Genomic DNA, 14,991 nt, shown 5'->3' with positions numbered 1-14,991 from the left:
GCTGCGCGGACATGGAAATGATTTGAAGTCCGTGTCCATATCTGGACCGATATTTGAAATTGAAGCGGAGTACGGTTTCCAGGAAGCCGCCGTTTTCAAAAGGGGGCCGCGCTGAAGCGCCGCTCATAACACCAGGAGGGCCGGGTTACCGGCTTAAAGAGATGGAACTCGATATTGTCTCCCTGTCGCGATTGCAGTTTGCAATCACGGCACTTTATCACTTCCTCTTCGTACCTCTGACCTTGGGTCTTTCCGTGCTGCTTGCCATCATGGAAACCGTTTACGTGATGACGGGGCGACTCATCTGGCGGCAGATGACGAAATTTTGGGGTACGCTGTTTGGCATCAACTTTGTCATGGGCGTCGCGACGGGCGTCGTGATGGAATTCCAGTTCGGCATGAACTGGAGTTATTACAGCCACTATGTCGGCGACATCTTCGGCGCACCGCTCGCTATCGAAGGCCTTATGGCTTTCTTCCTTGAAGCAACCTTCGTAGGTCTGTTCTTCTTCGGCTGGGATCGCCTGTCGAAAGTCGGGCACCTCATGGCGACTTATGCGGTCGCGGCAGGTTCCAACTTCTCGGCACTGTGGATTCTGATCGCCAATGGCTGGATGCAGAATCCGGTCGGGTCGGCATTCAATCCCGAAACCATGCGTATGGAAATCACCGATTTCTTCGCAGTGCTGATGAACCCGGTCGCGCAGGCCAAGTTCGTGCATACGGTTTCTGCCGGTTATGTCACCGCGTCTGTTTTCGTCCTCGGTGTTTCGGCCTGGTATCTGCTCAAGGGACGCTCGGTAGAACTCGCCAAGCGCTCGATGACCATTGCAGCATCGTTCGGTCTTGCCGCAACTCTTTCCGTCGTCGTCCTTGGTGACGAAAGCGGCTATCTGGCCAACGAACATCAGAAGATGAAGATCGCGGCGATTGAAGCCATGTGGGAAACAGAACCGGCTCCGGCTTCGTTCACCGTATTCGGTTTCCCGGATCAGGCAGCACGCGAAACTCACTTCGCGGTGCATATTCCATGGGTCATGGGCCTGATCGGTACGCGTTCTCTCACCACCCCAATTCAGGGCATCAACGATCTTGTTGAAAGTGCGGAGAACCATATCCGCAATGGCATCGTCGCCTATGACGCCTTGCAGAAAATCCGTGCGGCTGGCGACACGAATGCCGTTCCGCAGGAAGTGAAGGACGTCTTTGCCGATAACAGTCAGTGGATGGGCTATGCGCTTCTGCTGAAGCGCTATGTCGACGATCCGCGTCAGGCAACCGACGCACAGATCACACAGGCCGCAAACGATACCGTTCCCGGTGTCCTGCCCCTGTTCTGGGCCTTCCGCATCATGGTCGGCATCGGCTTCTTCCTGATCCTGCTGACGGGCACATTCTTCGTGCTGTCTGCGCGTCGTAAACTCGACCGTTATCCGTTCCTGTTGCGGATTGCCGTGTTTGCGATACCGCTACCGTGGATCGCAGCCGAAATGGGCTGGATCGTCGCGGAGTTTGGCCGCCAGCCATGGGTTATCGAAGGCATATTGCCGACGGCAGTTGGGGTTTCCAATCTCGGAGCATCCACAGTGCTGCTGACCATACTTGGTTTCGTGGCGATCTATACGGTTCTCTTCATCATCGAGATGGGCCTGATGATCCGTGCTATCAAGGCTGGACCTGAACCCGACAGCAAGCCGGAAGCAATGCTCGCCCCGGCCAGCATCGCACCTGCGGAGTAAGGATCATGATACTCAGCGATTTGTTGGACTATGAAACCCTGCGTCTCATCTGGTGGGTGCTGCTCGGCGTATTGCTGATCGCTTTTGCCGCGATGGACGGGTTCGACCTTGGTGTCGACATACTCATGCCCGTCGTCGGCAAAACCGATGTCGAGCGACGCATCATCATCAACACGATCGGCCCCGTCTGGGAAGGCAATCAGGTCTGGTTGATCCTCGGGGGCGGTGCTATTTTCGCCGCCTGGCCACAGCTCTATGCGGTGTCTTTCTCCGGATTCTATCTGGCGATGTTTGTCATCCTGTTCGCACTCATCCTGCGTCCGGTCGGGTTCAAATATCGTTCCAAGCGCGAGAGTGAGGCCTGGAGGAGAGGCTGGGACTGGGCGCTTTTCATCGGCGGTTTCGTTCCTGCTCTTATCTTCGGCGTTGCCGTCGGCAATGTCCTACAGGGCGTTCCATTCCGTATCGCCGACGACTTTCAGATATTCTATGAAGGCTCGTTCTTCGGTCTGCTGAATCCGTTTGCACTGCTTTGCGGCGTGCTTTCGGTGACAATGCTCTGCATGCATGGCGCCTCTTGGCTGATGCTGAAGACGACCGGGGATATTCAGGCGCGTGCCCGGTCCTACGGCAGCATCGCAGCTCTTCTGACTGTCGTGCTCTATGTGCTGGCTGGGGTTGTCAGCTGGTTCTGGGTTTCGGGTTACCGGATCACGAGCGCCATCGTCACCGACGGGCCATCCAATCCGCTGCGCAAGACTGTGGAACTGGATCACGGTGCATGGTTCACCAACTATGTGAACTATCCTGTCCTGCTGATCGCTCCGGCGCTCGGCATTTTGGGGGCACTGGCGGTCTTCATCGCATTGCGTAGCCGTCGTGAATTAGCCCCGCTGCTGTTCGGAAAGCTGTCGATCTTCGGCATTATTTCGTCGGTCGGCGTGTCGATGTTCCCGTTCATTCTGCCATCGTCGCTCGATCCGCGCTCAAGCCTGACGGTATGGGATTCGTCTTCCAGCCATATGACACTGTTCATCATGCTGGTTGTGACGCTCATCTTCCTGCCGTTGATCGTTGTCTACACGTCCTGGGTTTACAAGGTCCTGTGGGGCAAGGTCGATAAGGACATGATCGAAGACGACAGCAATCACGCTTACTAGAGTGCATTTCGATCTGATTGCATCAGATCGGCGCTCTATAAGTTTCGTTTCAACGCGCATCCTGAAAACCGTTTCACACTTTTCAGGATGCGCTTGGAACAACCGAGAAAGGAAAGCGATATGTGGTATTTTTCCTGGTTGTTGGGGCTTCCGCTCGCTGCGGCTTTCGCCGTGCTCAACGCCATGTGGTATGAGCTGATGGATGACCGGGCGCGCAAGCGTCTCGCGGCCGATCCAACAGCGGATCTGGCTCGTGAAGGCAAGAAACACCATTAGAGCGCGTTTCGATCTGATTACATCAGATCGGCGCTCTAACGTCCTCTATTTCAAGCATAATCTTATCGATCCTCGTTTCACTCCGGTCGGATTGTGCTTTGACATGAAATAAAAACAGCCCGGAAACGGGCCGTTTTCTTTGATGGAAGTCGCTCAAGGTTGGGGTATTGTCAGCTCGGCTACGAAATCATAGGCATCGCCGCGATAGAGTGATTTTGTAAACTCCACCACCCGACCGGACGGCAGATACGAAATCCGTTCGATGGACAGACCCGCATCGCCTTCCTTGACGCCCAGAATGCGTGCGTCGGGGTCTTTGATGTTGCAGGCTGCTATGCGCTGGACCGCACGCACAGGGCGAAACCCGGTGCGGCTCAGCTCGGCATAGAGCGAGCCCTTCACCGCATCCGGGTCGGGCAGGATTTCGCTTGAAAGACTTGCGCGCTCGATGGCCAGCGGCATGTCACTCGCAATGCGCAGGCGACCGAGGCGGGCAACGCGGGTTTCCGAGGAAACGCCCAGCTTCATCATCTCTTCAGGCGAAGGGTAGTAAAGGCCGCGCTCCAGCCATCGGGATTGCGTGGTGATGCCGCGACGCGCCATGTCTTCGGTAAATGAAGTCAGCATCGAGAGCGACTGCTGCACGCGCTCGCTCGGGCGTACGACGAACGTTCCCGAACCATGACGGCGCACGAGAAGCCCGGCCTTGACGAGATCATCCACCGCCTTGCGCACCGTCACACGGCTGATATTGGCATATTCAGCAATGTCGCGTTCCGGCGGCAGGGCTTCGCCATCAACCAGCTGCCCGGCGCGGATCGCAGTCTCCAGTGACTGACGCAGCTGCATATAGAGTGGGCCACCAGAAGAGGGAGCAGAACCCTGCAGGTTCTTGGGCAGGAAAGCGCTGAAATTTCCGCTCATTCGCGCGCCTTTCCATTTTGCGACCCATATCGCTTGAGGGCCAGTTGCAGAGCGCCTGTCAAAGCATCCGCCGCGGGCTTTACCAGAAGCTTCTGCTGGTGTGGCGGCAGCCATTCCACATAAAGCGGTGCCATGCCGCCTAGCAGGCTGATGCGTTCAGCGCCCTGTTTGATCAGTACGTCAAGCGTTTCACTTACATAACCAGCAGAACGCTCCAGCAACATCCGCGCTGTCGCGTCTCCCTCGTTCGCATACTGGAAAATACGTGGAGCATATTTGCCAAAGTCACCGGGCTTCGCCGTCCACGCAAATTCGACCAGATTATCCGGATTGTTGTCGAACTCGTTGAGGAGGTCGGTCGTCAGGCGTGTGCGTGGATGAATGCCGTCATGCACGAGCAGGCTTTCCTGCAACAAGCTTTGACCGAGCCGCGCACCGCTGCCGAGATCGCTCAAAGGAAAACCCCATCCGCCGACTGAATGAATTCGACCGCTCCGGCGTGTGATGTAGGCCGTGCCCGTGCCGAGAATGGCAACGATGCCGTCCTGATCGCCAAGCGCACCCTGCAGGGCGATCACGCCGTCAAACTCCACATTGGAGTGCGCGAAGGGCAGGCCGCGTTCTATCGGGGTGCCTGCACCCACGACATTGCCGCCTGCCAGACCGAGAACCGCGTGACTGGTCGCATAATGCGCCTTATCCAGCCCGGCATCATCAAAAGCGTTATCGATCGCCGCAATCACATTGATCAGCGCCGTTCGCGGATCGGTGACGATATTGGCGGAGCCGCTGCGCCCCGAACCCAGAATCGCACCATCGCTACCCGCCACCACGGCGCGACATCCCGTGCCGCCACCATCGACGCCAATGAAGAATTCAGTCATGAAGATACCTCCAGCTTGAAGATACCAAAAAAATACCATTAACCAAGCAGATTTGTCGGCTTGTGAAAAAATTGATTAATTCGTTGATAAAATTTGAGAAAAACGACTGTTTTAAATTTTTATGCGCGAAAGTTGTAAACTTCTCTGGACAATTGGTACGTTTTTGGCATTAATTTCAACAGAAGGGGAGCGCAATGCCGCTGAGGGCGAGGAGCACGCGGAATAGGGATGGAGATCACCGGCGGGGGCCGGTACTTTTCCCATAACGCGAGGAGCGATCGTACTGAAGCGGTCTGGCGTACTTTCGCCTCTGTTGCGCATCCGCGCTAAAAAACGGGAGAAGGTCAAATGGTTCGTAATACGTTGAAACTCATGCTGCTGGGTTCCACGCTTTTGGCGTCGGGATCGGCTGCGCTTGCCGAAGACGTCACGCTGACGGTCGAAAGCTGGCGTAACGACGATCTGCAGATCTGGCAGGAAAAGATCATTCCGGCTTTTGAAGCCAAGAATCCTGGCATCAAGATCAATTTCGCACCGAGTGCGCCAACCGAGTATAACGCGGCCCTCAATGCCAAGCTCGACGCCGGTTCAGGCGGCGACCTTATTTCCTGCCGTCCGTTCGACACGTCGCTCGAGCTTTTCAACAAGGGCAAGCTCTCCGACCTGACCGATCTCGAAGGCATGAAGAACTTCTCCGACGTTGCCAAGTCCGCTTGGAGCACTGACGACGGTTCAAAGACCTTCTGCGTGCCGATGGCTTCGGTTATTCACGGCTTCATCTACAATCAGGAAGCCTTCGACAAGCTGGGGCTCAAGGCTCCGACCACGGAAGCCGAATTCTTCGAAGCTCTCGACAAGATCAAGGCAGACGGCACCTACATCCCGATGGCCATGGGCACGAAGGATATGTGGGAAGCCGCAACCATGGGCTACCAGAATATCGGACCAACCTACTGGAAAGGCGAGGAAGGCCGCAAGGCTCTGATCGCCGGTACAGAAAAGCTCACCGATCCGCAGTGGGTCGAACCGTTCAAGGTTCTTGCCAAGTGGAAGGATTATCTGGGCGACGGTTTCGAAGCGCAGACTTATCCGGACAGCCAGAACCTGTTCACGCTTGGCCGCGCCGCCATCTATCCGGCTGGTTCGTGGGAAATTGGCCTGTTCAATACGCAGGCGCAATTCAAGATGGGTGCCTTCCCGCCACCGGTCAAGAATGCAGGCGATACCTGCTACATCTCCGACCACAACGATATCGGCCTTGGCCTCAACGCTTCGAGCAAGCACGCAGAACAGGCAAAGGTTTTCCTGAACTGGGTATCTTCGCCTGAGTTCGCTGAAATCTACGCCAATGCGCTGCCGGGCTTCTTCAGCCTCAATTCGACGGCAGTGAAAATGAGCGATCCGCTGGCACAGGAGTTCGTTTCCTGGCGCGAAAAGTGCAAGCCAACCATTCGTTCGACCTACCAGATTCTCTCGCGTGGCACGCCGAACCTAGAAAATGAAACCTGGGTTCAGTCGGCCAACGTCATCAACGGCACTGTGACGCCGGAAGATGCCGCGAAGAAGCTGCAGGAAGGTCTGGACAGCTGGTACAAGCCTGCGAAGTAAAAACGCGGGACAATATGGGCGGCGATCGCGGGGGCGCGCCGCCCATATCTTTTCGTCTGTCGCATCGACATGCAGTTTTGCAATCGGTGCATTCCGTGTCAGTTTAAAATGACGCGAGCGGGCAGGGATGGGAAATATTGTTTCCCGGTTTGCACGCATTCTCGTGAACGAGAACGCTAACCATCGGTTTTATGCATTTCCGAACGCAAATGGTTCATACCTTTGCTGGAAATGCTCTTGAAGAGCGAATGCCTATATGAGCCAATCTGCCGACATGACAGGTATTGTGCACAAGCGCCCAAGGCGTTGGCATATACTTGTATTTCTTCTGCCCTGCGTCCTGATCTATACGGCGGTGATGGTGCTGCCATTGATCGAGACACTTCGGCAGGCATTCTTCAATGTCGTCGACGGACAGCGCGCTTTTGTGGGGTTCGCCAATTTCCAGGCACTTTTCGGTGATCCGAACTGGTCACGCGATTTCTGGAATGCGTTGAAAAACAACGTTATATTCTTTTGTATTCACATGCTTGTTCAAAACCCGATCGGCATTCTGCTGGCAGCCATGCTGTCCCTGCCGAAGCTGCGTTTTGCTGCCTTCTACCGCACGGCGATCTTTCTCCCAACGCTGCTGTCCTTCGTGATCGTGGGCTTTATCTGGAAGCTGATCCTGTCGCCGATCTGGGGCGTCGCACCGTGGATGATGGACCTTGTCGGTCTCAAATGGCTGTTTGGCCCGTGGCTCGGCAAGGCGGATACGGCGCTTGTCACCGTGTCGCTCGTCTCGGTCTGGCAGTTCGTCGGCATTCCGATGATGCTGATCTATGCAGCTCTTCTGAATATTCCCGATGAAATCATCGAAGCGGCCGAATGTGACGGCATCACCGGTTGGAGCCAGTTCTTCAAGATCAAGCTGCCGCTGATCCTGCCTTCAATCGGCCTGATCTCGGTGATGACCTTCGTTGCCAACTTCAACGCGTTCGACCTCGTCTATTCGATGCAGGGTGCGCTTGCCGGACCGGACAAGTCGACAGATATTCTGGGCACGTTCCTTTATCGTACTTTCTTCGGCTTCCAGCTGCAGCTTGGCAACCCGTCCATGGGCGCAACCATCGCCGCCGTGATGTTCCTCATCATTCTGGCAGGTGTGTCGCTCTACCTGTTCGGCATCCAGCGCCGCATGCGCCGCTACCAGTTCTGAAGGACGAGACCATGTCGAAAGCACGCACATCGCCCATTCGCACCACTCTCGTTCATGCGGCCCTGATCTTCTACATGCTGATCGCCGTGTTCCCGGTGGCGCTGACGCTGATCAATTCGTTCAAGGATCGTAATGCGATTTTCCGCACGCCACTGCAGTTTCCGACACCGGAAAGTTTCAGTCTCATCGGCTATGAAACGGTTCTGAAGCAGGGCTCCTTCCTGACTTACTTTCAGAACAGCACCATCGTCACGGTGGTGAGCATCTTCCTTGTGATCCTGTTCGGTGCGATGGCAGCCTTTGCGCTCGCTGAATATCGCTTCAAGGGCAACACGCTGATGGGGCTTTATCTCGCCATCGGCATCATGATCCCGATCCGGCTCGGCACGGTTGCACTGCTGCAAGGCATGGTAGCCGCAGGTCTGGTCAACACGCTGACGGCGCTGATCCTCGTTTATACCGCGCAGGGCCTGCCGCTTGCGATCTTCATCCTGTCGGAATTCATGCGAACAGTATCCGACGATTTGAAGAATGCCGGGCGAATAGACGGCATGTCGGAATATGCGATCTTCTTCAAGCTGGTGCTGCCGCTGATCAGGCCTGCCATGGCCACGGTCGCCGTTTTCACCATGATCCCGATCTGGAACGATCTCTGGTTCCCGCTGATCCTTGCGCCAAGTGAAGCCACCAAGACGGTGACGCTCGGTTCGCAGCTGTTCATCGGTCAGTTCGTCACCAACTGGAATGCGGTTCTGTCAGCGCTTTCGCTGGCGATGTTCCCGATCCTCGTCCTTTACGTCATATTCTCGCGGCAGCTGATCCGCGGCATCACCGCGGGGGCTGTAAAATGAGTTCTGCAATGCAAAATCCTGTTCGTGTTCTTTCCGCCGGTCTCGGCAATATGGGCCGCAGCCATGCACTGGCCTATCACCGCAATCCCGGCTTCGAGGTCATCGGCCTCGTCAATCGCACCAAGGTTGCCGTTCCGGATGAACTGGCAGGCTATGAAATTCATCCTTCCTTCCATGAAGCACTGAAGGAACTGAAGCCCGATCTCGCCTGCGTCGCTACTTATTCGGAAAGCCATGCGGATTATGCCGTCGCGGCGCTGGAGCAGGGCGCGCATGTGTTCGTGGAAAAGCCGCTGGCAACGACGGTTGAGGATGCGCGTCGGGTAATCGACTGCGCACGCGCCAACGGGCGCAAGCTCGTCATCGGCTATATTCTGCGCCATCATCCGTCGTGGATGCGGCTTATTTCCGAGGCACGCCAGCTCGGTGGACCTTACGTCTTCCGCATGAATCTCAACCAGCAATCCAGTGGCGCAACCTGGGAGACGCACAAGAACCTGATGAACACCACGTCGCCCATTGTCGATTGTGGGGTGCATTATGTGGACGTCATGTGCCAGATCACTGACGCCAAGCCGGTGGAAGTGCGCGGCATGGGATTGCGCCTCTCCGACGAGATCAAGCCGGACATGTATAATTACGGCCATCTTCAAGTGTTGTTCGATGACGGCACGGTCGGCTGGTATGAAGCGGGCTGGGGACCGATGATGTCGGAAACGGCCTTCTTCGTGAAGGACGTCATCTCGCCGAACGGCTGCGTCTCGATCGTCATGAACGAGGCCGTGACCAAATCCGATGATGTGGACGCCCATACCAAGACCTCGACCATCCGTGTTCACCGCGCCGAGCGCGGAGCAGATGGAAAGTTCCTGAAACCGGATACGGACCTCTCCATGGCCGACGAGCCCGGACATCAGGAATTGTGTGAACGCGAGCAGGCTTACATGCTGAAGGCCATTCGCGAAGATATCGATCTCAACCGACATATGGATGACGCGCTGCAATCGCTGCGCATCTGCCTTGCGGCAGATGAAAGCGTGCGCTCGGGCCAGCCTGTCAAACTGTAAGCCGGTAGAAATTAGAGCGGTTCCAGTTAAAACGGATTCGTGGAACCGCTCTATCTCTTTGTTTTCACGCATTATCCTACGCAAAACCGCTTCGCACTTTTGCTGGAAATGCTCTAAGGGAATTTGTTACGTGGGATCGCTGCTACTCAAATCGGTACACAAGCGCTACGGCGCACAGGAAGTTCTGCAGGATATCAATCTTGAAGTGCAGGACGGCGAATTCATCATCTTCGTCGGACCTTCCGGTTGCGGCAAGTCAACGCTGCTGCGCTCCATAGCCGGTCTGGAAGATGTTTCTTCCGGCCAGGTGCTCATCAATGGCGATGATGTCACAGTCACGCCGCCTTCCAAGCGCGGCATCGCGATGGTGTTCCAGTCCTATGCGCTTTATCCTCACCTGACGGTCAAGGACAATATGGGGCTTGGCCTCAAGCAGGCAGGCACGGCCAAGGCTGAAATCGAAACACGCGTTTCGAAAGCTTCGGCAATGCTGTCGCTTGACCCTTATCTGGGTCGCCGTCCGGCTGAAATGTCAGGTGGCCAGCGCCAGCGCGTCGCCATCGGGCGTGCACTGGTGCGCGAACCTGAACTGTTCCTGTTCGATGAACCGCTGTCGAACCTCGATGCGGCGCTTCGCGTGCAGACGCGGCTTGAAATCGCCAAGTTGCACCGCGAGCTCAAGGCGACGATGATCTATGTCACGCATGATCAGGTTGAGGCCATGACGCTTGCTGACCGTATCGTTGTCCTCAATGCCGGCCGCATCGAGCAGGTCGGTTCGCCGATGGAACTCTATAACAAGCCTGACAATCTGTTTGTCGCGGGCTTCATCGGCTCGCCGCAGATGAATTTCGTGGACGGCACCCGTGTTGGCGACGCAGGAGCGAAGACGGTCGGTATCCGTCCCGAGCACATTTCCGTCAGCCGCGACAGCGGCAAATGGCAAGGCAAGGTCATCCACGCCGAACATCTCGGTGCCGATACGATCCTTTACGTCGAAACCGAAGCTGCGGGCCTGATTACGGTGCGGCTCTTCGGCGAACATCACTACAACGAAGGCGACATGATCTTCATTACGCCTGATGATAGCAAGACGCATCGGTTTGATGCGAACGGCAAAGCGATCCGCTGAACCGAATATTTCGCAGCTTCTTACCAAGCCGCGCCCTCGGGTGCGGCTTTTCTTTTTGGAGAATCGGCGTCGTTTGATGGACGTAATTCTCGCTGGGATACTTGGACAAAACGCCTCATGCTGAGTTTGTGAGAAACCAAAACCGCGCTCGAAAGGGCTGAAAGAGTACCAATAAGTACTGACGTTTTCGTCAATCAAAAGCAATATTATTGCGGTACTAGATAGGTAAACATTCCACTTAAAATCCCATCGAAATCACGGGAATAAGCTTGTTTCGTCTGGTGCACCTTAGCTGCTGCCAAAGCACGAGCGAACCCGTTTCACAAAAGAGTGCCGAAGCGGCCGAAAAATAATCTTGCTTTATTTTTGAACCCGTTCCACCCTGAAAACGGATGGTGCCGAAGGAGGAAATCGGCGCCATGTCGCATGGGAGGAACAAGGTCGGCAGATGTGACCAACAGTGCCGACGATAGGGTTTCCGAAACGCACGGAACCAATCCGATATTCTCCCGTTCGACATTTTGTAAGTTCCCTAGGCCAGTTGCGAGGCCAGTTTCGAGGGTTACCCGCATGAGCGATGATGTCGTACTATCCCTGCATGTTCCCGAGCCGGAGTGGCGGCCCGGTGACGCACCGGATTTCTCCCATGTCAAAATCCCGCGTGCGGGAAGCGTTCGCAGGCCGGAAATCGACGAAAAGCCGGAAGCGATGCGTGATCTGGCTTTCAGCATCATCCGTGTTCTGAACCGCGAAGGCGAGGCGGTCGGCCCCTGGGCGGGCACCTTGACCGATGATGAGTTGAAAGACGGGCTTCGCCACATGATGACCCTGCGCGCTTATGATGCCCGCATGATGATGGCTCAGCGTCAAGGCAAGACCTCGTTCTATATGCAGCATCTCGGCGAAGAGGCGGTCAGCTGTGCTTTCCGCAAGGCATTGCGCAAAGGCGACATGAATTTCCCGACCTATCGTCAGGCCGGTCTGCTCATTGCCGACGATTATCCGCTCGTCACGATGATGAACCAGATTTTCTCCAACGAGCAGGACCCGCTGAAAGGCCGTCAGCTTCCGGTGATGTACTCGTCACAGGACCATGGCTTCTTCACCATTTCCGGCAATCTCGCGACGCAATATACGCAGGCCGTCGGCTGGGCCATGGCTTCGGCCATCAGCCACGATACGAAGATCGCTGCTGCATGGATCGGCGATGGCTCGACCGCAGAAAGCGATTTCCACGCCGCATTGGTTTTTGCTTCGACCTACAAAGCCCCGGTGGTGATGAATATCGTCAACAACCAATGGGCCATTTCCACCTTTCAGGGCATTGCGCGCGGCGGCTCCGGCACTTTCGCAGCGCGCGGCCACGGCTTCGGCATTCCTGCCCTACGTGTCGATGGCAATGACTATCTGGCCGTTCATGCGGTAGCCAAATGGGCTGTGGAACGCGCCCGGCGCAATCTCGGGCCGACCATCATCGAATATGTGACCTATCGCGCTGGCGGACACTCAACCTCTGACGATCCATCCGCCTATCGTCCGAAGGCCGAAAGCGACGCATGGCCGCTCGGCGATCCGATCCTGCGGCTCAAGAACCATCTTATCAAGCGCGGCGTCTGGTCGGATGAACGTCACAAGCAGGCCGAAGCAGAAGTGATGGATCTGGTGGTGGCTGCACAGCGCGAAGCGGAAGCCATTGGTACATTGCATGACGGTCGCAAGCCGTCGATGCGCGACATGTTTGAGGATGTCTATGCCGAAACGCCGCCGCATCTTATCCGCCAGCGTCAGGAAGCAGGGTTCTGATCAATGACCAAAATGACTATGATCGAGGCGATCCAGAACGCCCACGATATCGCCATGGAACGCGACAAGAAGGTGGTCGTGTTCGGCGAGGATGTCGGTTATTTCGGCGGTGTTTTCCGCTGTACGGCTGGCCTCCAGAAGAAATATGGCAAGGAACGCTGCTTTGATGCGCCGATCAGCGAACTCGGCATTGTCGGCACCGCCATCGGCATGGCCGCTTACGGTCTTCGCCCCTGCATCGAAGTGCAGTTCGCGGACTATGTCTATCCGGCCTATGACCAGATCGTTTCGGAAGCGGCACGCCTGCGTTATCGCTCGGCGGGCGAGTTCACCTGTCCTATCGTAATCCGCATGCCATCCGGCGGCGGCATCTATGGCGGCCAGACGCACAGCCAGAGTCCGGAAGCGCTTTTCACCCATGTGTCGGGCCTGAAGACGGTCATGCCGTCGACGCCTGCCGATGCCAAGGGACTGCTGCTGGCGGCCATCGAAGACCCTGATCCCGTTATCATGTTCGAACCGAAGCGTCTTTATAACGGTCCTTTCGACGGGCATCACGACCGTCCGGTGACATCCTGGAAGAAACATGATCTCGGTGATGTGCCGGAAGGCTATTATACCGTGCCGCTAGGCAAGGCTGCCATTCGCCGCGAGGGCAGCGACGTGACGGTGCTTGCCTATGGCACCATGGTCCATGTGGCGCTTGCCGCCGCCGAGGAAACCGGCGTCGATGCTGACGTGATCGATCTTCGCACGCTGCTTCCGCTCGATACGGACACCATCATGGCGTCTGTGAAGAAGACCGGGCGTTGCGTAATCGTGCATGAGGCGACGCTGACCTGCGGTTACGGCGCAGAGCTTGCCGCACTCGTGCAGCGTGATTGCTTCTATCATCTGGAAGCGCCGATCCTCCGCGTTACCGGTTGGGATACGCCTTATCCGCATGCGCAGGAATGGGCCTATTTCCCCGGACCCGACCGGGTGGGCCGCGCGCTAACATCCATCATGGAAGCTTGAGGGGGAGGGAAACATGGCACATTTTACAATTAAACTCCCCGATGTTGGTGAAGGCGTTGCCGAGGCCGAATTGGTCGAATGGCATGTGAAGGTTGGCGATGTCGTGCGCGAGGACGATCTTCTCGCAGCCGTCATGACCGACAAGGCAACAGTGGAAATTCCATCGTCACGCGGCGGCAAGGTCATCGCCGTCAATGGTGAAGTCGGCGAGAAGATCGCTGTCGGGTCTGAACTCGTCCGTCTGGAGATCGAGGGCGGTGCGACGGAAGAGAAATCCGAAGGGAACGCAGAAGAACCGGCTCCGACTGCTGTTGAAACGGCCAAGCCGCAACCGGCACCAACTCCCGAAACACCGGTTCTGTTGCAGACGCCGGTTCCTCCAAAAGCGGCTGCCCCCAAGCGTGAAGCCACAAGCCGCGCATTCTCTGGTGCGGGTCCGATACGCAGCGAGGGCGAAAGGCCGCTGGCAACACCGTCCGTCAGACTGCGCGCTCGCGATGCTGGCGTCGATCTGCGTCGTGTTCGCGGTACGGGTCCGGCGGGACGCATCACGCATGAAGATCTGGACCTCTTTTTCCAGCAGGAAACAGGCGCGTCACCGGCTCTGTCCGGTTATGCAACCGACACCTCGGTCAACGAGATCAAGGTCATCGGCCTTCGCCGCAAGATTGCCGAACGCATGGCCGAGGCGAAGCGCCATATTCCGCATATTACCATCGTCGAAGAGGTCGATGTTACACAGTTGGAAGAGCTGCGTAGCGGCCTCAACAATGAGAAGAAAGAAGATCGCCCGCGTCTGACGCTTCTGCCTTTCATTATTCGCACTATCGTCAAGGCAGTGAAAGAACAGCCCGGTCTCAATGCGCATTTCGATGACGAGGCCGACATCATCCGCCAGTTTGGTGGTGTGCATATCGGCATCGCCACGCAGACGCCCAACGGTCTGATTGTGCCGGTGGTACGGCATGCGGAAAGCATGAGCGTGTTCGCTGCAGCTTCTGAGTTGTCGCGCGTTACTGACGCGGCGCGCAACGGTACGGCGAAGCGGGAAGAACTGACAGGTTCCACCATCACCATCACATCGCTTGGACCGCTCGGTGCAATCGCCACGACACCGATCATCAACCGCCCGGAAGTCGCAATCGTCGGCATCAACAAGATGGCCGTGCGTCCTATGTGGGACGGAGTGCAGTTCGTGCCGCGCAAGATGATGAACCTGTCGTGCAGTTTCGATCACCGCGTAATCGACGGCTGGGACGCTGCGGTTTTTGTACAGAAGCTGAAAAGCCTTCTGGAAACGCCAGCGATGATTTTTGTAGAAGGCTGATC

At 56.5% G+C, this 14,991-nt stretch carries 13 protein-coding genes; 11 read left to right on the top strand and 2 right to left on the bottom strand.

Annotated elements, in window-relative coordinates; genetic code table 11:
* The first annotated feature begins 161 nt into the window (after positions 1–161).
* The 3 genes from FG152_RS13905 to cydX all read left to right on the top strand — a co-directional run bounded on the left by FG152_RS13905 (position 162) and on the right by cydX (position 3,175).
* A complete protein-coding gene (locus FG152_RS13905) occupies positions 162–1,739 on the top strand; it encodes a cytochrome ubiquinol oxidase subunit I (RefSeq protein ID WP_010658739.1) in 1,578 nt (525 codons plus the stop codon).
* A gap of 5 nt (positions 1,740–1,744) precedes the next feature.
* Positions 1,745–2,899, top strand: coding sequence for a cytochrome d ubiquinol oxidase subunit II (cydB, locus tag FG152_RS13900; RefSeq protein WP_010658740.1), 1,155 nt, complete (start codon positions 1,745–1,747; stop codon positions 2,897–2,899).
* A gap of 120 nt (positions 2,900–3,019) precedes the next feature.
* A complete protein-coding gene (cydX, locus tag FG152_RS13895) occupies positions 3,020–3,175 on the top strand; it encodes a cytochrome bd-I oxidase subunit CydX (protein ID WP_029375948.1) in 156 nt (51 codons plus the stop codon).
* A gap of 153 nt (positions 3,176–3,328) precedes the next feature.
* Here cydX and FG152_RS13890 read toward each other — a convergent pair whose 3' ends face one another.
* Together FG152_RS13890 and FG152_RS13885 are read right to left on the bottom strand one after the other, a co-directional pair.
* A complete protein-coding gene (locus FG152_RS13890; RefSeq protein WP_010658742.1) occupies positions 3,329–4,099 on the bottom strand; it encodes a GntR family transcriptional regulator in 771 nt (256 codons plus the stop codon).
* Positions 4,096–4,983, bottom strand: a complete 888-nt coding sequence (locus FG152_RS13885) for a glucosamine kinase nucleotide-binding domain-containing protein (RefSeq protein WP_010658743.1) — start codon at positions 4,981–4,983, stop codon at positions 4,096–4,098. The genes FG152_RS13890 and FG152_RS13885 overlap by 4 nt, the downstream gene beginning before the upstream one ends.
* Before the next feature lie 348 nt (positions 4,984–5,331).
* Here FG152_RS13885 and FG152_RS13880 point away from each other — a divergent pair, with 348 nt between their 5' ends.
* From FG152_RS13880 to FG152_RS13845, 8 genes are all read left to right on the top strand, one after another.
* Positions 5,332–6,591 carry an ABC transporter substrate-binding protein gene (locus FG152_RS13880; RefSeq protein ID WP_010658744.1) on the top strand — a complete coding sequence of 420 codons (1,260 nt, stop codon included), beginning with the start codon at positions 5,332–5,334 and terminating at the stop codon, positions 6,589–6,591.
* Between the two features lie 256 nt (positions 6,592–6,847).
* The gene (locus tag FG152_RS13875) at positions 6,848–7,792 is read left to right on the top strand and encodes a carbohydrate ABC transporter permease (protein ID WP_010658745.1); all 945 of its coding nucleotides are present in this window, start codon (positions 6,848–6,850) and stop codon (positions 7,790–7,792) included.
* 11 nt (positions 7,793–7,803) lie between these two features.
* Positions 7,804–8,643: a carbohydrate ABC transporter permease gene (locus FG152_RS13870; RefSeq protein ID WP_010658746.1), complete on the top strand. Its 840-nt coding sequence runs from the start codon at positions 7,804–7,806 to the stop codon at positions 8,641–8,643.
* Positions 8,640–9,710 (top strand): Gfo/Idh/MocA family protein, encoded by a 1,071-nt coding sequence (locus FG152_RS13865; protein WP_012092947.1) that lies wholly within the window; start codon positions 8,640–8,642, stop codon positions 9,708–9,710. Before FG152_RS13870 ends, FG152_RS13865 begins: the two co-directional genes overlap by 4 nt.
* Before the next feature lie 130 nt (positions 9,711–9,840).
* The gene (locus tag FG152_RS13860) at positions 9,841–10,842 is read left to right on the top strand and encodes an ABC transporter ATP-binding protein (RefSeq protein ID WP_010658748.1); all 1,002 of its coding nucleotides are present in this window, start codon (positions 9,841–9,843) and stop codon (positions 10,840–10,842) included.
* 570 nt (positions 10,843–11,412) lie between these two features.
* Entirely contained in the window at positions 11,413–12,645 is a 1,233-nt protein-coding gene (locus FG152_RS13855) for a 3-methyl-2-oxobutanoate dehydrogenase (2-methylpropanoyl-transferring) subunit alpha (RefSeq protein ID WP_010658749.1), read from the top strand.
* A gap of 3 nt (positions 12,646–12,648) precedes the next feature.
* On the top strand, positions 12,649–13,662 hold the full coding sequence (locus FG152_RS13850; RefSeq protein WP_498986896.1) for an alpha-ketoacid dehydrogenase subunit beta: 1,014 nt from the start codon (positions 12,649–12,651) through the stop codon (positions 13,660–13,662).
* Positions 13,663–13,675: 13 nt separating this feature from the next.
* Positions 13,676–14,989, top strand: coding sequence for a dihydrolipoamide acetyltransferase family protein (locus FG152_RS13845; protein WP_010658751.1), 1,314 nt, complete (start codon positions 13,676–13,678; stop codon positions 14,987–14,989).
* The last annotated feature ends 2 nt before the right edge of the window (positions 14,990–14,991 follow it).

Source organism: Ochrobactrum sp. XJ1, from assembly GCF_024701725.1.
Classification (GTDB): domain Bacteria; phylum Pseudomonadota; class Alphaproteobacteria; order Rhizobiales; family Rhizobiaceae; genus Brucella; species Brucella anthropi.
Note: the sequence above shows the minus strand (reverse complement) of the source record. Positions and strands in the feature narration are given on the sequence as shown.